Annotated in this window: 22 protein-coding genes; 21 read left to right on the top strand and 1 reads right to left on the bottom strand. The window is 61.6% G+C overall.

Annotated features, from left to right (window positions below):
• The first annotated feature begins 143 nt into the window (after window positions 1-143).
• The 21 genes from RJ527_04910 (at window position 144) to RJ527_04810 (ending at window position 16,627) form a co-directional block, all read left to right on the top strand.
• Complete coding sequence (locus tag RJ527_04910) at window positions 144-518, top strand: response regulator (protein WND77086.1); 375 nt, start codon at window positions 144-146, stop codon at window positions 516-518.
• Window positions 508-894: a hypothetical protein gene (locus tag RJ527_04905; GenBank protein WND77085.1), complete on the top strand. Its 387-nt coding sequence runs from the start codon at window positions 508-510 to the stop codon at window positions 892-894. Before RJ527_04910 ends, RJ527_04905 begins: the two co-directional genes overlap by 11 nt.
• Before the next feature lie 12 nt (window positions 895-906).
• Window positions 907-2,478 (top strand): GGDEF domain-containing phosphodiesterase, encoded by a 1,572-nt coding sequence (locus RJ527_04900; protein WND77084.1) that lies wholly within the window; start codon window positions 907-909, stop codon window positions 2,476-2,478.
• Window positions 2,479-2,667: 189 nt separating this feature from the next.
• Complete coding sequence (locus tag RJ527_04895) at window positions 2,668-3,435, top strand: PAS domain-containing protein (protein ID WND77083.1); 768 nt, start codon at window positions 2,668-2,670, stop codon at window positions 3,433-3,435.
• Window positions 3,436-3,607: 172 nt separating this feature from the next.
• Entirely contained in the window at window positions 3,608-4,642 is a 1,035-nt protein-coding gene (locus RJ527_04890) for a PAS domain-containing protein (protein ID WND77082.1), read from the top strand.
• The gene (locus RJ527_04885) at window positions 4,528-4,920 is read left to right on the top strand and encodes a PAS domain-containing protein (protein ID WND78018.1); all 393 of its coding nucleotides are present in this window, start codon (window positions 4,528-4,530) and stop codon (window positions 4,918-4,920) included. Before RJ527_04890 ends, RJ527_04885 begins: the two co-directional genes overlap by 115 nt.
• Window positions 4,818-5,687, top strand: a complete 870-nt coding sequence (locus RJ527_04880) for a PAS domain-containing protein (protein ID WND77081.1) — start codon at window positions 4,818-4,820, stop codon at window positions 5,685-5,687. The genes RJ527_04885 and RJ527_04880 overlap by 103 nt, the downstream gene beginning before the upstream one ends.
• Before the next feature lie 151 nt (window positions 5,688-5,838).
• Window positions 5,839-6,300, top strand: coding sequence for a PAS domain S-box protein (locus RJ527_04875; GenBank protein WND77080.1), 462 nt, complete (start codon window positions 5,839-5,841; stop codon window positions 6,298-6,300).
• A complete protein-coding gene (locus RJ527_04870) occupies window positions 6,197-6,685 on the top strand; it encodes a PAS domain-containing protein (GenBank protein ID WND78017.1) in 489 nt (162 codons plus the stop codon). The genes RJ527_04875 and RJ527_04870 overlap by 104 nt, the downstream gene beginning before the upstream one ends.
• Window positions 6,657-7,199, top strand: coding sequence for a PAS domain-containing protein (locus RJ527_04865; protein ID WND77079.1), 543 nt, complete (start codon window positions 6,657-6,659; stop codon window positions 7,197-7,199). The genes RJ527_04870 and RJ527_04865 overlap by 29 nt, the downstream gene beginning before the upstream one ends.
• Window positions 7,130-8,896, top strand: a complete 1,767-nt coding sequence (locus RJ527_04860; protein WND77078.1) for a PAS domain-containing protein — start codon at window positions 7,130-7,132, stop codon at window positions 8,894-8,896. The genes RJ527_04865 and RJ527_04860 overlap by 70 nt, the downstream gene beginning before the upstream one ends.
• 208 nt (window positions 8,897-9,104) lie before the next feature.
• Window positions 9,105-10,841 carry a methyl-accepting chemotaxis protein gene (locus RJ527_04855; GenBank protein WND77077.1) on the top strand — a complete coding sequence of 579 codons (1,737 nt, stop codon included), beginning with the start codon at window positions 9,105-9,107 and terminating at the stop codon, window positions 10,839-10,841.
• Window positions 10,745-11,119, top strand: a complete 375-nt coding sequence (locus tag RJ527_04850) for a hypothetical protein (protein ID WND78016.1) — start codon at window positions 10,745-10,747, stop codon at window positions 11,117-11,119. Before RJ527_04855 ends, RJ527_04850 begins: the two co-directional genes overlap by 97 nt.
• Before the next feature lie 292 nt (window positions 11,120-11,411).
• Window positions 11,412-11,768: a hypothetical protein gene (locus RJ527_04845; protein ID WND77076.1), complete on the top strand. Its 357-nt coding sequence runs from the start codon at window positions 11,412-11,414 to the stop codon at window positions 11,766-11,768.
• 28 nt (window positions 11,769-11,796) lie between these two features.
• Window positions 11,797-11,967, top strand: a complete 171-nt coding sequence (locus tag RJ527_04840) for a hypothetical protein (protein ID WND77075.1) — start codon at window positions 11,797-11,799, stop codon at window positions 11,965-11,967.
• A gap of 106 nt (window positions 11,968-12,073) precedes the next feature.
• Window positions 12,074-13,390, top strand: coding sequence for a methyl-accepting chemotaxis protein (locus tag RJ527_04835; GenBank protein WND77074.1), 1,317 nt, complete (start codon window positions 12,074-12,076; stop codon window positions 13,388-13,390).
• A gap of 145 nt (window positions 13,391-13,535) precedes the next feature.
• On the top strand, window positions 13,536-13,667 hold the full coding sequence (locus tag RJ527_04830; GenBank protein WND77073.1) for a hypothetical protein: 132 nt from the start codon (window positions 13,536-13,538) through the stop codon (window positions 13,665-13,667).
• A 244-nt stretch (window positions 13,668-13,911) separates the two neighbouring features.
• A complete protein-coding gene (locus RJ527_04825) occupies window positions 13,912-14,544 on the top strand; it encodes a response regulator transcription factor (GenBank protein WND77072.1) in 633 nt (210 codons plus the stop codon).
• Between the two features lie 111 nt (window positions 14,545-14,655).
• Complete coding sequence (locus RJ527_04820; GenBank protein ID WND77071.1) at window positions 14,656-15,012, top strand: hypothetical protein; 357 nt, start codon at window positions 14,656-14,658, stop codon at window positions 15,010-15,012.
• Between the two features lie 725 nt (window positions 15,013-15,737).
• A complete protein-coding gene (locus tag RJ527_04815; GenBank protein WND77070.1) occupies window positions 15,738-16,058 on the top strand; it encodes a hypothetical protein in 321 nt (106 codons plus the stop codon).
• Between the two features lie 269 nt (window positions 16,059-16,327).
• The gene (locus RJ527_04810) at window positions 16,328-16,627 is read left to right on the top strand and encodes a hypothetical protein (GenBank protein WND77069.1); all 300 of its coding nucleotides are present in this window, start codon (window positions 16,328-16,330) and stop codon (window positions 16,625-16,627) included.
• Window positions 16,628-16,705: 78 nt separating this feature from the next.
• On the opposite strand, the gene RJ527_04805 is transcribed toward RJ527_04810, so the two are convergent.
• Window positions 16,706-17,755 carry a helix-turn-helix domain-containing protein gene (locus RJ527_04805; protein WND77068.1) on the bottom strand — a complete coding sequence of 350 codons (1,050 nt, stop codon included), beginning with the start codon at window positions 17,753-17,755 and terminating at the stop codon, window positions 16,706-16,708.
• Window positions 17,756-18,021: the final 266 nt, after the last annotated feature.

Here is an 18,021-nt window from a genome sequence, read left to right as displayed (position 1 = left end):
CCCATACTTTTGTGTCGGCGCCCTCGTCTCCAGGTCAGCAGAAATCGCGGGCCGGTCGAGGTACTGTCCCAGTTGTCACAAATGGGAAACATCCCCGCGTCCGAGCGCGGAAAGGATGGCGCGCAAGAATAAAGGAAGCCGAAATGGCAAAAATTCTCGTCGTCGATGATGACATCGATCACCGGGCCTTTGTCGTGCAACTTCTTGAGCGACTGGGCCATGTCGTGATCGCCGCGGAGAACGGCCAGCGTTGCCTCGGCATGCTGCGCGATCAGAGCGTTGACGCCATTATCACCGACATTTTCATGCCCGGCGCTGACGGAATCGAACTGGTGACCGAGTTGAAGAAGCTGGGCTCCCGGATTCCCGTGCTCGGCATGACCGGCGGGTACAAGGGCGTGATCCGTCCTTACGAGAACCTGTTCCAGGTTCTTGCGAAAGCCAAGGTCCTGCACAAGCCGTTCGGCGCCAAGGATCTGGAAACGGCACTGAAAGAGGTGCTGCGCGATGCCGCGTAAGTTCGAAGGCAACGCCGTCAGTATCGTCCGGCCCGTCCGCCGCCAGGACGGCCCCCTGGCTCGGATGCGCGCCGCGGTGGACGCCTTGGAACGGGAAACCCAGACCCTGCGGGCCGAAGTCGGTGAATTCCAAGGCGTGATCGACACCCTGCGCGGCGGCATCGAGAATTTGGCCGGTTCCATGGAGGATTATCGGTTCAGGATTTCAGGCATCCGGACGGGAGGCCTTCATCGTGCCGCCCGGCGGTTGGGCGAGATCGCGGATAACTGGCAGTCGCGCTGCGCGCGGACCACCGGCGCACCGTCGGGACGTCCCTCCGGGGAGCCGCCTGATCCCGTTGGATGTCACGGGCGGGACAGACAATTAAACGATTAGAGGAAACGTCCCGTGAACGTCAGCAACAACATTCATCCAGCGCAGGTCAACCAATCCGGCATTCTGTTCACCGTCGACCGTGACGGGAGATTCCTGATGACCGATGCGATGCTGGAACAGCTGCCCTTCGCCGGCGTTTCGGGCAACCAGTTGATGCGTCTCCACGACCTGCTTGGCATGGAGGCGGGGCCGGTCATCGCGTCTCTGCTTCGGGATACCCTGACAGGCAGTGAAGAGGGAGTGGCGCGCCGCATCGTCATGCGCGACCGCGAAGGCCGAATGCTGAACATTGGGCTGTGCTGCATGATGGGGATCGCCCCGGGCCGGATGGTCTGCACCCTGGACGAATGCCAGTTTCCGGGCACGGCACCCGTGAATGTCTCGCGGTCGGCGCCGCTCGTCGATGGTCTGCCGTCGCGGGCAGAGGCTTTCCGGCAGGCCGCCGGCCTGGTGGATGATGGCGCGGTTATCGGCGATGGCTTCGCGATCATGCTTGTCGGTTTGAACAAGCCGCGCAATGTTGAGGGGCCGGTGGCCGGGCACATATGGTCGCGCCTAACGGCGAAGGCGGCCAAGCGTCTCCAGGCGGTGGTCGGTCCGCGCGGCCTTGTCGCCCGATATTCGGAAAATGCCTTCGTCGTGATCAATGCCCAAAGCATCGGTCCGGTGCTTCCCGACATGGCCGCCGGCGCCATCGTCAGCAGCTTTGACCATCCCTTCGAGATGGACGGCATGGACTTCTACGTCGGCGTCAACGTGGGCACCGCCGGTGTCGGCACGGGGCCGGTCAACATCGGGCATTGCTTTCGATGCGCCGAACTGGCCCTGGATGATGCCCGCAGGTCGGGTGTCCCCGCGCGCGAATGCACGATGCAGATGGTCGAGGCGGCCAACGCCAAGCTGCGATTGGAACGTGACCTTCGCGATGCCTTTGAATACGACGGATTCAGGCTCGACCTTCAGTCCAAGATCGACATGGCCGACGGGCGGTGCCGCGGATTTGAGGCACTGATCCGTTGGCACCATCCGGAACGGGGACTGATCCCGCCGACGCAATTCATTCCCATGGCCGAGGAATGCGGCCTGATCGTGCCGCTCACGGATTGGGTTTTGCACGAGGTCTGCCGGCTGCTGAAGGCTGAGCGCGACGCGGGGCGGTCGCCCCTGCCGATTTCGATCAACGTGTCCCCCAGCCAGTTGATGCACCGGGAACTGAAGGATTTCATCAAGATCATCAACGCCTATGACATTCCGCCGTCGTTGATCGAGTTCGAACTGACGGATGCCATGTCGGCCGGCGAACTTAGCCGTGGCATCGCCATGATGTCCGGTCTGCGCGCGGCCGGCGTGAAGATTTCGGTCGGGGATTTCGGCACCGGATACTCGTCCCTGTCGCGCCTGGTGCGATTGCCGGTGAACATTCTCAAGATCGATCGATCCTTCGTCGATGAGTTGCCGTCCGACTCTGGTGCCTGCGAAGTCGTCACCGCGATTGTCCGCGCCGCCAAAGCCCTTGACCTGACGGTCGTCGCCGCGGTGTGGAGAACGGTGCCCAGGCTCGATTTCTCGCGGATCTCGGGGTGACGACGGTGCAAGGGTTTCTGTACAGCCATCCACTGCCGCCGGAGAAGGCCTTCCGGCTTGCCGAGGCGCGCGTCGGATGAAAAGATCGAAGCACGTTCATTTTCCAGGAACACGTTGGACAGCGTAATCCGGGGATACGGGAGCCTTGCCGGGAGGGGCTGAATGCCACGGTCACCATCGGACGAGTCGATGAAAACACGCCAGACCGGCGGACCCGGGGACGACGGCGCGGGCGCGGATGCGCGCGTTATGGACTTCGCCCGCGTCAGCGCCGACTGGTTTTGGGAAACGGATGCCGACGACCGGTTCACCTTCATTTCCGATCAGGTGATCTCTTCGGTTGGGATACGGCCCGAGGACTGCATTGGAAAGTCGCGCGAGGAACTGCATGGATCGGTTACCCAGGACACGGCATGGGCAGCCTATCGCAAGATCATCGACGCGCATGAACCCTTTCACGATTTCACTTTTATCATGGCCGGCATCGATGGGACGACTTTCCCCATCGCCGTCAGCGGCCTGCCGGTGTTCGACGGCGGCAAGTTCCTGGGATATCGCGGAACGGGACGCCGGGCCTCCCAGGGCGAAGTGATCGAAAAGCTGATCCGCAACGTTGTCGGCGCCACGTCCAGGGCCGTTGGCCAGGATTTTCTGGAGCAGGTCGCCCAGGCCCTGTGGCGGGAACTTGGGGTCGATCAAATCTACATTTCCCGCCTGTCCGGCGACGGCAAGACGGCGGAAAGCGTGATTGCGATCGTCGACGGCAAGCGGGTCGATAACATCAGTTATCCTATCGTCGGCGGCCCCTGCGAGACGGTGACGCGCAACGCGTCGCTCTGTGTCTATCCGCGGGGCACCGCGGAAAATTCCCCAAAGACCGCTTCCTTGTGGATGAAGGCATCGAGGGCTACATCGGCGTGCCGTTATATGGCGCCAGCGGGCACTGCCTGGGCCTGATGGTGGCGATGTCCCGTCAGCCGATGGTTTTGGAAGACCTGCACAAACTGGCATTCGAATTCTTCGCGGGCAGGGTTGCCGCGAACTGGATCGCGCGCTGGCCGAAGAGGAACTGCGGCGCCGGGACGTTCTGTTATCGGCGATCGTCGATCACCTTCCCCACGGCCTGACCGTGAAGGACCCCGATGGACGCTACATGCTGATCAACAAGGAATTCACGCGCCGCTACGGGGTTGGCGGCGATGAAATTCTGGGCAGTTCCAACGAAGAACGCTTCCCCGCCTGGGAACAGGCCTGGGCGGCGTCGCGGGCCCAGGAAAAGGATGTCGCCGACAGCGGCAAGATCACTACCCGCGAGCAGGATCGCCAATTCGCCGACGGATCGCATCATCGCCTGGAGATCGTCAAGTTCCCCATTTCCGACGACGGCGGCCGGTTGATCGGGGTCGGCGCGCTCGGCGTCGATATCACCGAGCGCGATAAGTGGGAGCGCGACGCCCTGGACCGGGAACGTGTTCTGAAAGGCTATCACAAGGCGCTCGACCGCATTGTCGCCAGCGATGCGATGGCGTCGCCCAATGCCGGGGACGCCTTTTCCCTGTTGACCCAGGTCGCGGCGGAAACCCTGGGCGTGGAACGGGTCAGCGTGTGGCGTGCCCGCCCGGATATGAGCCAGATCGAATGCCTGGATCTATATCAGGCCACGGCGGCGGCCCACAGCAGCGGAATGATTCTTGAGCACGATTATTTCCCACAATATTTCAAGGCCTTGCAACAGGTCGAAGTGATCGATGCCCATGATGCCCGGTCGGACCCTCGGACCGCCGAATTCACCGGGAAATATCTGGACGGGCACGGCATCACCTCCATGCTCGACGCGGTGATCCATGTCGGCGACGAATTGAAGGGTGTCTTGTGCCTGGAGCATGTGGGCGATCCGAGGGAATGGACACTCGAAGAACAGTCTCTGGCGCGGTCGCTTGCGGCCTTGACGTCGCTGATCATGGCCCGCCAGGAACAGCAGGAATCGAACGCGCCCGGCAGTCCATCGAGCAGCGGTTCAGCGGTGTCGTCAACGCCCTGCCCAGTTCCCTGTCGCTCAAGGACAGGGACTATCGCTATGTGTTCGTCAACAAGGTCTATGAACGGAACTACGGGGTCCGCGCCGAGGAAGCCTACGGCAAGAGGATCGACGAACTGGGCCTGAATTCGCCCGAGATCCTGGCCGCCATCGCTGCCGAAGACAGGGCGGTTCTTGAACAGGGGCGGTCGTTTACCAGCGAGACGACCCGCATCGGCCGCGATGGTGTCGAACGCTCGGCGCTGGTGTCGAAGTTTCCGGTCCATGACAAGGACGGCAACGTCGAGCTGATCGCCACCTTATGGACGGACATTTCCGATCAAAAGGCGGTGCAGAAGACCTTGAAGACGCCCGGGCGCGTCTTCGCGCGATCACCGACAACGTGCCCATCATGCTCTGTTTGAAAGATCTGGACGGTTATTTTATGGAGGGCAACGCGGGTTTTGCCCGGTGGCACGGCATCGATGTGCGCGCGATTTCCGGCCTGCGGTCGAGCGACCTTGTGAATCCCGGCCGGGCCAAGGTCGTCGAAGCGCTGGACCAACGGGTCATCGAAACCGGCGAGGTCGTCGTCGAGGAAACGGTTTCCGAACTGCAACGCCGGCCCGACGGCAAGTCGACGATCTTCCGCATGATCAAGTTCCCGGTCTACGATGCCGACGGCGACATCATGGCCGTCGGCACGGCGATGACGGATATCACCGAGCAGAAGCTTGCCCAGCGTGCCTTGGAAGAGACCCAGGCGCGGCTTGTCGGGATTACCGACAACGTGCCGATCATGCTGTCGCTCAAGGACAAGAACGGCGCCTATCAGCACTGCAACCTCAAGTTCGCGGAATGGCATGGGGCCGCGCCCGAACAGATCATCGGCAAGACGTCGCGGGATCTGTTGCCGCCCGAGCGCGCGCGGCCGTCGAGAAAATCGACCGGGAGGTCATCAAGACGGGCGAAGTCCAGGTGTTCGAAACCGACACCGTATTCGGCCACACGAAGGACGGCGCGCCGGTTACCCTGCGGCAGTTCAAATTCCCGATCCGCGACAGTGCCGGCACGATCACCGGCATCGGCACGGCGATTCTCGACATCACCGACGAACGTCGGGCGGAAAAGGCGCTGCAGGCCCACCTTGAAAAACTCGAGGACATGGTCGCCGACCGCACCGTGGAGCTAACCCAGGAAATCGCCGAGCGCCGGCGGGCCGAGGCGGACCTCCGCCGATCCGAGACGAACCTGAGGGCGATCCTGGAAAAAGCCCTGTCGGGGTCGCCGTCGTCGCCCGTGAGCCCCGCCGCCGGCTGTTCGTCAACCACAGCCTTCTCGACATGTTCGGCGCCCAGACCGAGGAGGCGCTCAATTCGGTGCCCATGTCGGAAACCTATGTGGATCCGGAAGACCTGGAACGGTTGGGCGCACGGTTCGACGAAGAAGGCGCCCTTGATGCGGTCGAGGTGCGCCGGCGGCGCCTGGATGGACGCCTGGTATGGCTGTTGATGGATTCGCGTCTCGTCGAATTCGAGGGTGAGAGCGCGGCCCTGGTTTGGCATTACGACATCACCGCCCGTAAAGAGGCCGAGGAAACCCTGGCCCGTCAGGCGGAAACGCTGGAACAGACGGTCGCGCGCGACCCGCGAACTACAGGCGAGCGAAAGCCTGTTGAATTCGATCTTCGACCATCTGCCCGTGGCGGTCTTGATCAAGGATTCCGAATTGCGTCTGGAAAGGACGAATCCGGTTTATCGTCAGTGGTACGGCATCGATTTCGCATCCAAGATCGGGGAGAGTGAAATTCTTGTCGGCGGCGTACAAGCGGATGAAGAAGATATCCATTATCGCCAGGCACAAGAGCGGGAGGTTCTGAAAACAGGTGAAATTCGCACACGCGAGGCCACGCACCGTTTCGCGGATGGACGGGATCATTCTTTGAAGATCACCAAATTTCCGATCTTTGATGACCAGGGTAAGGCAATCCGGGTCGGTTCCGTCAGCATCGACATGACCCAGGAGGTCGAGGCCCGCCGGGCGCTCGAACGCCACGAACGTCTTCTGCGCTCGCTGATCGACAACCTGCCCGTCGGCATCACGATGACCGACAGCAACGAGTACTATAACCTCGTCAACCAGACCCTGCGACTGGTATGGGTTGGCCCAGGACGACGTGATCGGCAATGACATGTTGAACCTTGCCAAACGCATGAATGCCGACGGTGAGATTGTCAGGGACCAGGAAACCCGGGCGCGGATCACCGGGGAAACCCTGTCGCGGGAGACCGAGCGGCCGTTTGCCGACAACACGGTCCACAACCTGTTGATCACCAAGTATCCGTTCCGCGATGAGACCGGCGAAGTCGCCGGTGTGGTGTCGGTCAGCGTCGATCTGACCGACCAGAAGAAAGCGGAGAACGCCATTCGCGAAAGCGAGGCCAAGCTGCAGGCGATCACGCAGAACGCGCCCATGCTGCTTAACCTCAAGGACATGGAGGGGCGGTATCAGTTCGTCAACGACGTCTATGCCCAGTGGGTGGGCAAGCCCGTCGATGAGATCATCGGCAAGACGGTCACGGAGGTTTTTCGAACAGAACCCTGGACACCATCCTGGAACAGGAAGCCAAGGTGTTGGCGACCGGAGAACCCGCCGAGTTCGAGGCACAGGCGATGTCGGCGCAGGGCGACGGCGAGCGGATGATGCAGTACATCAAGTTCCCCGTGCGCGACGACAAGGGCGCGGTGTTCGGCGTCGGCACGGCGATCATGGACGTCACCGACCGCAAGCGCGCCGACCTGGCCTTGAAGGAAAGCGAGGCCCGGTTCCGTGGCCTGTTCGAAAACGCGCCGGCGGGGATTATCATCAAGACGACAACCGGGCGGTACCTTGCCATGAACAGGACCTTTCTGGATTGGAAGGGGTGGGATCTGGTGGATGTCGTGGGCCGCCGTGCGGCCGATTTGTTCGGCCCCGAGATCGGCCGGCGTACCGAGGAGGAAGACGCCAAGGTCATCGCCGGGCGCCAGCCCTTCATGAAAGAGGCCGTCATCAAGTGCGCGGACGGACGTAATCTGATCACGACCAACATCAAGGCTCCCATGCTGACGCCGGACGGGTTGGTCACGGGTGTGTGTTCCTTCTATGTCGACGTGTCCGAAATCCGTGAGATCGAGGCGCAGCTGCAACAGGCCCAGAAAATGGAGGCCATCGGTCGTCTGGCCGGCGGCATCGCCCATGATTTCAACAACCTTTTGGGCGCCATGATGGGGTTCAACGAATTTCTGATCGAAGACCTTCCGGAAGGCACGCCGCAGCACAATTTCGCCCAGCGCGTCGCCCGCGCCGGTGACCGGGCCAAGCAACTGGTCAGCCAGATTCTGGCGTTTTCGCGGGCATCGCACGGCGAACAGAGTGTTGTCGATCTGAACGCGATCGGCGAGGAGGCGGCGACGCTGTTGTCCGGCACCCTGCCGGTAACGACCCGCGTGGTGTTTCATCCTTCCGACGCGGAAGTCACCGCGATGACAAATGCCGGCCAGATGTCCCAGGTGCTGATGAACCTGGGCGTCAACGCCAACGACGCCTTCTCGGGGGTGGACGGAATCATCAACATCGGGTTGGAACGCATACCCGCGGGCTCGAAGCTGTTGTCCGCCCACGAAGGCCCGGTCAAGACCACGCCCGAGGACTTCATGGAAATCCGGGAGATGGAGGACGGCGCCTGGCAGGTGGTGGCGGGGGCGATCGATGCCGGGGCCGACCATGTCATGATATACGTGGAGGACACGGGGCCGGGCATCGCGGAACCTGTTCTCCGGCGTCTTTTCGAGCCGTTCTTCACCACCAAGGAGGCAGGCAAGGGCACGGGGCTTGGCCTTCCCGTGGTGCACGGCATCGTCACCGCCCACCACGGCGCGATACGTGTTCACACGCGCCTGGGCAAGGGCACGCGGTTCGAGGTGTTTCTGCCCTGCGCGGCGCCCGGTTCCGACCGTGCGGCGGCGGACGAAATCGCCGAAAAGGTGACGGGCCGAGGCATGATCCTGATCGTCGATGACGAAAGCGAGGTCGCGGACATGGTCTCGATCGGCCTGGAACGGCTGGGCTATGAAGCCGGGGTCTGTTCCGGCGGCGGCGAGGCGATCGAGGTGTTCGCCGACACGCCCGACCTGTGGCGGGCCGTGATTTCGGACCAGATCATGCCCGACATGCGCGGAATGGAACTGATCCGGCGGATCAAGGAAGTTCGGGCCGACGTCCCCTGCATCCTGTGTACCGGATACAGCGACACGCTGACGGAAGAAACGGCGCGGGCCGGCGGGGCGGATGCCTTCTTCCAGAAGCCGGTGTCCGCCTCGCGCCTGGGACGCGTGCTCGCCGATCTATTGGGCGATTGAACGCCCATGGCCCGGCGCCATACGAAAGTATGGTGTGACGGATATCACGGGTATATCGTCACATACTAATTTTCCGACCTAACGATCCCTCTGGTCAGCAGTCACGGAGCCGTCACATCGGTACGGTCCGTCATCGTCCGGCCTTGTCTCACACGAGCGCCCAGCGCAGGGCGCCGAAAGGCGGACATCAACAGGAGGTTTAGAGGAAATGTCACAGGTAAATTCGCAGAATGACACGGGCGGGAACGGCGCGATCGCGGCCAAGACCCTGTTCGGCAACTTCAAGATCGCACAGCGCGTGAGCGCCATCGTCATTCTGGGCGTCGTGGCGATGGCCGTGTTCGGCGGCATTCAGGTCTATGGCCAGTCGATGACCGCCAAGGCCGTCAAGTCGAATACCGACTACAACGCCCTGGCGCAGGAAAGTCAGGAAATCCAATCCCAGTCCCTGCAAATGCGCCGAGCGGAAAAGGATTTCCTGCTGCGCCGCGAGATGAAGTACGCGGAAGCCTACCAAGGCAATGTCGCGAAATTGACATCCGTTCTGGACGCGGTCCGCAAGGAGCATGTGGCCGACGCCAAGGCGGAAACGCTGTCTCGCTTGGAGGGCGCCGTCAAAGCCCATGAGAAACAGTTCGCCACGGTCGTCGCGCAGATCCAGGAACTGGGTCTGGATGAAAAGGCGGGTCTTCAGGGCAAGCTGCGCAGCGCCGTCCATGCCGTGGAAACGAAGCTGAACGAAGCCAAGCTGGACGGCCTGACGGTCAAGATGTTGATGATGCGCCGGCACGAGAAGGATTTCATGCTGCGCGGCGCCGAAAAATATATCGACAGCGTGGCCAAGCGCCGGGCCGAATTTCTGGCCATGCTGCCCGAGACGCCGCTGCCTGATGGTGCCAAGGCCGAGATCACCAAGCTTCTGGACGACTATGTGACCGCGTTCGATGCCTTCGCCAAACTGAGCGTCGAAAACGAGGCCGCCATCAGCGAACTCAGCACCATCTATAAGATCGTGACCCCGGCCGTCGAGGAATTGGTCGCGTTCGGTGAGCAGGGCGCCAAGCAGGCGCTTGTCACCATGCACGAAACGCAGACATCCATGGGCCGGCTGATGTTGATCGGATCCGTGGTGATCTTCGCCGTGTTCGTCGCCGTCGGCGCCGCCGTCGCGATGAGCATCACCCGTCCGGTGAAGGCGGTCACCGAAGCCACGGAAACCCTGGCCGAAGGCGATTGGACCGTTCAAATCCCAGCCCTTGAGAACAAGGACGAGATCGGCGCCGTCGCGCGGGCCCTTCAGGTGTTCAAGGAAAACCTGATCCGCGCCAAGGAACTGGAAGAAGAGCAACGCAAGGCGCAAGAACGGCAGGTCGAACGTGCGCAGAAGCTTGCGGCGCTGACGACGGCCTTCGACGCGACGGTGAGCGAGGTGCTCGGCGTGGTGTCGTCGGCCTCGACGGAACTTCAGGCGACGGCGACCAGCATGCGCGGCACGGCGGAAACGACGACCCGCCAGTCCTCGTCGGTGGCGGCGGCCTGCGAGCAGACGGCGACCAACGTGCAGACGGTGGCGACGGCGACGGAAGAACTGACCGCGTCGGTCCGCGAGATCACCCAGCAGATGGCGCGGTCCTCGCAAAAGGCCGGCCAGGCGGTGACCGAGGCCGATCAGGTCCAGGGCAAGGTCGACGGCCTTGTCGAGGCGGCCCAGGCGATCGGCCAGGTGGTGGAACTGATCAACGAGATCGCCGAGAAGACCAACCTGCTGTCGCTCAACGCCACCATCGGGCGGCGCGCGCCGGCGAGGCCGGCAAGGGCTTCGCGGTGGTCGCGTCGGAGGTCAAGAACCTGGCGGCCCAGACCAAACGGTCGACGGAGGAAGTGGCGGCCCATGTCGCCAAGATCCAGTCGACGACGGGCGAGGCGGCGAACGCCATCAACCTGATCAAGGCGACCATCTCCGAGGTCAACGAGATGACGGCCGCCGTGGCCGCCGCGGTCGAGGAACAGGCGGCCGCGACCCAGGAGATCAGCCGCAACTGCGAACAGGCCGCGGCCGCGACGCAGGAGGTTTCCAGCTCGATCTCAAGCGTGCAGGTCGCCGCCAACGACACCGATGGTTCGGCCTCCGAGGTTCTGCACGCGTCCGACGAACTGGCGCAGAAGTCGTCCTCCCTACAGCAGATCGTGCAGACCTTCCTGCATGATGTGCGGGCTGCTTAAGAAAGCGGCCAGGATAAACTCCCTCCCTCCTAAAGACTTGGGCGGCGCTGCGGCGCCGCCCTTTTATTGGCTATTGGATGTATTTCGAATATTTCATCCATAGATCCCATACCTAAGTATAGGAAAATAATAATACCAAAGCCCGAATTTCAGCATACCAATTGGCGCCTCTATATTACTTTTGCATAGTGTTCTAATGGATGAATAATAAGGTATGCTTTTTCTAGTTCTCGAAGAGGAGAGATTAGAAATGCGTTCATGTCTTTATGCTGTGCGGGGGATTGTTTTTGCGTTGCTTTGCGGCATCGCGACCGACGCCGCCGCCGACGAGCAGGTCGTTCCGGGCAAGCTGCTCGATCAGATTCGTTCGTGGGCGGCCTCGCCCGTGGTTCTGCTGACCCTTGAGGCCAGCAACAAGCGGCATACCGGGCTCACGGAAGAAAGCATCCTGACGCTCGACAAGCAGTGGCGCGCCGAACGCAAGACCGATGACCAGCCGTTGATCACCGCCGTTCTGGCCAGCCCGCTATCAAGCTATCTGACGGCGATCCAGGCGTCGTCCCTCGGTCTCTACACGGAAATTTTCGTCATGGACAACGGGTCTGAACGCCGGCCAGAGTTCCATCACCAGCGACTATTGGCAGGGTGATGAAGCCAAGTTCCAGAAAACCTTTCCCATGGGCCCGGCGGCCGTCTTCATCGACAAGCCGGAGGTCAATGGCGAGAGCGGAACCGAAAACGTGCAGGTCAACATGTCCATTACCGACGGTGTCGAAGCGGTCGGGACCGTGACCGTCGAGGTCAACCTGACCGAACTCCGGCGCCGCCAGGCCGCCGGCAAGATATAGCGCTTGAGGATGAAACCATGAACGCGATCAACAATATCACAATCTCAAAGAAGCTGATTGCCGCCTTTCTGACCCTGGTCGTCATCATCGGCGCGCGCTGGCCGGGGTGACCGCGGTCAATACCAATAAGGCCCAGAACCAGGTCGACGATACGGCGCGCATCAACACCATCGTCCTGGAACTCGAAGAGGTCCGCGCCCTTGTCGCGGCACAGCAGGCTTCCATCCGCGGTCTGCTGATCAGTGGCAACCGGGATTACATCACGTCTTACAACACGGCCAAGGCCGGTTATCTGGACAAGATCGGAAAGCTACAGGCCCGGTTGACCGTGCCCGCGGCGAAGCAGTACTTGCTGGCCGCCGACACCCATGTCCGCAAATGGCAGGACACGATCGTCGATCGGCAGATCACGTTGATGCGTCAACGCTTCACCGTGGATGAAGCCCGGGTTCTCGAAGCCAACGGTTACGGCGAGCAGGGGATCGCCAAGGCGTTCGAAAGCTTCGACGCCCTGAAGCAACTTGCGGTCGGCCTGATGGACAAGAACCGTGATGCCGTGGCCGGCGAATTCAAGGTGACGCTGATCAGCCTGCTTCTCGGCACGGTCATCGCCCTGGTGTTCGCCGTTCTGGCCTGGCTGACGTTGTCGCGCGGCATCGCGCGTCCGATCGACGCCATGGCCCGGTTCATGGAAGACATGGCCGAAGGGGACTACGACACGGAAACCGAGGGCCAGGCGCGCAAGGACGAGATCGGCAACATGGCGCGTTCGGTGGAATTCTTCCGCCAGCGCCTGATCGAGAACCGCGACCTTCAGGCTCAGCAGTTGAAGGATCAGCAGGCTCAGTTGGAACGCGCGCAGAAGCTTGCGGCGCTGACGACGGCCTTCGACGCGACGGTGAGCGAGGTGCTCGGCGTGGTGTCGTCGGCCTCGACGGAACTTCAGGCGACGGCGACCAGCATGCGCGGCACGGCGGAAACGACGACCCGCCAGTCCTCGTCGGTGGCGGCGGCCTGCGAACAGACGGCGGCCAACGTGCAGACGGTGGCGACGGCGACGGAAGAACTGACCGCGTCGGTCCGCGAGATCACCCAGCAGATGGCGCGGTCCTCGCAAAAGGCCGGCCAGGCGGTGACCGAGGCCGATCAGGTCCAGGGCAAGGTCGACGGCCTTGTCGAGGCGGCCCAGGCGATCGGCCAGGTGGTCGAGCTGATCAACGAGATCGCCGAGAAGACCAACCTGCTGTCGCTCAACGCCACCATCGAGGCGGCGCGCGCCGGCGAGGCCGGCAAGGGCTTCGCGTGGTCGCGTCGGAGGTCAAGAACCTGGCGGCCCAGACCAAACGGTCGACGGAGGAAGTGGCGGCCCATGTCGCCAAGATCCAGTCGACGACGGGCGAGGCGGCGAACGCCATCAACCTGATCAAGGCGACCATCTCCGAGGTCAACGAGATGACGGCCGCCGTGGCCGCCGCGGTCGAGGAACAGGCGGCCGCGACCCAGGAGATCAGCCGCAACTGCGAACAGGCGCGGCCGCGACGCAGGAGGTTTCCAGCTCGATCTCAAGCGTGCAGGTCGCCGCCAACGACACCGACGGTTCGGCCTCCGAGGTTCTGCACGCGTCCGACGAACTGGCGCAGAAGTCGTCCTCCCTACAGCAGATCGTGCAGACCTTCCTGCATGATGTGCGGGCTGCTTAAGGAAGCGGCCAAGACAAACCCTTCCTCCTCCGTTCTCCGGAACCCCGATCGGCGCCGCGGCGCCGGTCGGGATTTGTTTTTCGCCTCATCGGTTATGCCGGGGCGGAAAGCGGCGCTTCGGGGGCCGGATTCCGATTGTTTGTTCGGTATCGACCTAAGTATGTGTTTCGGGCATACTTAGGTATGGGGTGGAGAACATCCGGCCGCGAAGCAACGTGGCCGCAAGACAAAAGAAGCAGGCAGAATGCGATTGCTGTTCGCCGATGACCATCCGATGTTTCTCGACGCGGTGCGTGAGCATCTCAACCGCGCCTTCCCCGATGTTGAAATTCAGGCGGCATCCAACCTCGACGAAGTGACGGCCAGGCTTTCGGGCAAGGGGAAGTACGACCTTGTGGTCCTGGACTTTTCCATGCCCGGGATGGACGGCACGGAAGGGGTCAAGCGGCTTCGCGCCGCCTATCCGGATTTGGCCATTGCCGTGACTTCCGGCGTCGCCAAGACACGGGATGTGAAGACCGTTCTGGATCTCGGCGCCCATGGCTATCTTCCGAAAACCTTAACCGGGTCCGCCTATGCGGGGGCCCTTCGCGTGATCGCCGAGGGTGGCACTTACGTGCCCGTGGAAACCATGCAGGCAATGGCCGCCGAGGCGGCGGACCGCAAGGTCAATGCGGAAGGCTTGACGCCCCGCGAGATGGAGGTGCTTGAAGGCATCGCCGACGGAAAACCGAATAAGCAGATCGCCCGTGACCTGGAAATCCACGAAGTCACGGTGAAACTGCACGCACGCAGCATCTTCAAGAAAATCGGCGTGCAGAACCGTTCGCAGGCGGCCGTGATCGCCCGCGAACGAGGACTTGTTTCGAGGGGCTAGGTGCAAGGACATTACTGACCCTTATGAACACAGGCCGCTATGGGCATTTCGTGGAAAATTCATAAGGCCGAAAATCTTGTCAGCTTTTCCCTCTTCGGGCAGTCGAGTCTGTTGGAGACGGTGGATGCGCTGCGTGATTTGGCCGAGGCACCGGACTTCAGCCCCGGCATGCGCCGGCTTTATGTCTGTGACGACGGCCTGACGGCCGCCCCCGGGCTTGATTCCACCCAGGGTGCTTTCGTCGACGTGCTGGGCTACCAGATCGCCAAGATGTTCGACCATCCAGCGACCGCGGCCTTCGTTTACCGACGGGGCAACACCGTCGCCGCCGACCGCTTCGCGATCACCGCGCGAGTATGTGACGCGATCTATGCCCGTGACGGAAAGGCCGCCATGAAGCGCAAGATTTTTGAAGACGTGGCCGAGGCCGTGGCATGGCTGGAACTGCCGCCGGACTTCCGGCCCTAGAGAGCCTGTCGAGGAATCGCCGTCGCCGATACGGTCGCGCCCGGCCTGATTCGTGACGTGTTCGACGCCGCGCCGGGCCTGATTTTACGGAAGCATTTTTGGATGACGGCCGCCTGATCGCGGCCGTGCCGTGCTCCTTTCCCCTTATCTCTGGAATTCAGGCGGACAGCGTCTCTGGCTATCGATGTGTATCCGATTAAGGGGACAGGCCAGATTGGCAATCATCCCGGGATGACGTTGCCAATGTCCGACAATCTGCTTTCGGCGGTTTTGTAGGAAACGACTCGAGATTTTAAGGGTCAATGCATGCCAGGCGATTTTTCAGGCATCTATCCTTTAATGAATTCACCGGGTTCCAAGCTATTGGCCCAAGCCAGGCGCGGGCACCAAGACGCGAATGTCCATCATCGACCGGTCGCGGTCGGAATGGCCGGTGGCCGTCCAATGCTTTTAAGCGGTGACATGCGGCGTCAATCCGGCCCACGAGAGGCTTCCCCTCCTTCAAGAAATCAATCGCTGGCTCCGGCATCCCGTATTTACTTTTCCTGTGCCTCACGTCCAAAACCACTGGTCGCGGCGTCCAGAATCTCCGAAAGCATTAGGTTTATGCAGTGAAGCGCGGTTATGTGGAGGCGTGATTCAGCCGAAGGCGGAACGCGTGCTCTCGTGTTCGCCCGCAGGCTGATTTCTGATTTAGGACAGTGCTTCAGAACGGAGATTCAAACATGAACACGAATGTTGTCGAATTTTATAAAAAGGTCCGCACGGACCAAAATCTGATCGAAGCGCTCTCTGAGGGAAAAACGACGGAAGAGTTCATCAAGACCGCCGTCGACAAGGCCGCCGAAATGGGCATCACCTTGCAGCAGGACGACATTGTCGCCGCCTGCGGCAATTTCGCGGAGCTTTGCAAGCTTGCCGCCAATGACGACGAGCTGACCGAGTTTGAACTCGAGATGATCTCCGCGGGTGGCTTTTTCAATGGCTACGAAAGTGGCAATTATTACGGGCCGTCCGGGTTGACCGGAATCGGGGGCCAGGTCTAAAAGCTTCGCCGTTTTGACTTGATGGATGCGCCTGCACTGAGCCGAGTGCAGGCGTTTTCATTTTAAGGTCCGGCAGGGGCGCGGCCAGTTTTCCCTACGTTCCAAATTAATTGTCGGTGCGTTCCCGGGGGTGCTTATGGGCTGGCTCCTCGGGAAAGTTCGCCGTTAAGGTTTGCGCGTGACCCGGTCAGGGTGGGCCGCGTGCTCTCGCGGCTGCCCGCGTTGCAGGGTTGCTGTTTAGGACAGTGCTTCAGAACGGAGGTTCAAAAATGAATGCGAATGTCATTGAATTTTACAAAAAGGTGCGGACCGACAAAGGTCTGATCGAAGCGCTCTCTGAGGGAAAAACGGCGGAAGAATTTTATACGATCGCCGTCGATAAAGCCGCCGAAGTAGGCATCACCTTGCAGGAGGACGACGTCAAGGAGGCCTGCGAGAAATTTGGGGAACTCCGCGTGCTCGCCGCCAACGACGACGAACTGACCGAGTTCGAACTCGAGATGGTCTCCGCTGGCGCGACCATGTACCACCCGCCTTCCGGAATGACGTGCATCGACGGCGCTGTCTAAACGCCGCGCCGATTTTGTCTGAAGGAAACGCCCGTCCTCGACCGAGGGCGGGCGCTTTCTTTATGAAAGTCTGGCGTATTACCGGCCCAGGCTTCTGATCCAGGCGGTGAATTCCGGCGTCTCGCCGCCCGCGGCCGTGGGATCGGCGGCGGTTGCTGCGACGGCTTGACCCATGGCGCGGGCCTCGCTGGGCGACATCCCGTAGCGGTTCTTGAACGATTTGCTGAACTGCGACTCGCTGGAAAACCCGCAGGTGTACCCGATGGCGCCGATGTTCAGGTTGCCGTTCGCCGGGTTCGACAGCATGTGCAGGCTGCGCCGCAGGCGCCGTTCCAGGATATAACGCGCAACGCCGTCGTGGGGTGCGAAGATACGGTAGAGCTGGGAGCGGGAAATGCGGAAGGTCTTGGCCAGCGTTTCGGGGGGCAGCTGTTCGGCCAGGTTCTGGTCGATGTAGCGGAAGATCGCCTTGCCGACGGCGAGGGAGACCTCGGGGGCGGTATCGCCGGTGACCTCCGCTTCGTGGGTCAGCCAGGTTTCCAACAGGCCGAGCGTTCCTTTCAGGGCGACGCCCGCATGTCCCATGTCCATTTCGGGCACGTGGTTCCATAGCGAGCGCAGATGTTCCGCGACAAAGGGCACCATCGGGTTGTCCTGGCCGAGCCGCCGGCCGTGGAACACGGACAGCAGGTCCGACAAAGCCGGGTGTAGTTCGCGCGGCAGGACCATCGTCAGGTTGGCGAAATCGGTGTTCAGCATCTCGTGCGGCTGATCCAGATCGATGATCAGCATGTCGCCGGCCTGTATTCGGTGATCGCTGCTGGCCAGGCCGCCGCCTTCGAGAAAGACCTGGACCAGGATGTGATCCAGGTCGTCGCGGGCGACGCGGCGGTCGTTGCGGCTGAACAATTGCGATTGCGCCCGCGTGACGCCGAACACGGCGTCGCCCAGGTTACAAACGTCGATCCGCGCGCTCATGTCGTGCTTCGGGACGCTGCCGTCCGGCGCCAGCAGATCGAACAGGACGCCCATGTTCTGATTCCAGGCGTCGAAACGGTCTCCGGAATCGAAAAAATCCGTATCGAAATGCGCGATTTCTACGCGCGGCGGCGCTTTCCTGGTCGCCATTCACCGGTCTCCCCGACAATGCTTCGATCGTTCCGACGCAGCGCACGAGTGGCGCGGATCAAGCCGTAAACCGCAGGTTCCTCCACGAAAGGCATTCGGAAGCACAATTAATTCGCAAGCGAGGCACCCTGTACACCTTATTGGTGACGAGCCTAGGTGGGATTGAACGTTGGGACAATCGTTTTGGAACGCAATGACAAGTTCCGCCGGGAGCAGTCCACGTACACTCGGCCAGCAATTGCGCATGCATGCCGCACCGTGGGGGC

This window comes from Thalassospiraceae bacterium LMO-SO8 (assembly GCA_031655335.1).
Classification (GTDB): domain Bacteria; phylum Pseudomonadota; class Alphaproteobacteria; order Rhodospirillales; family Casp-alpha2; genus UBA1479.
The sequence above is the reverse complement of the archived record's forward strand: the minus strand, read 5'-3'. Positions and strand labels throughout refer to the sequence as shown.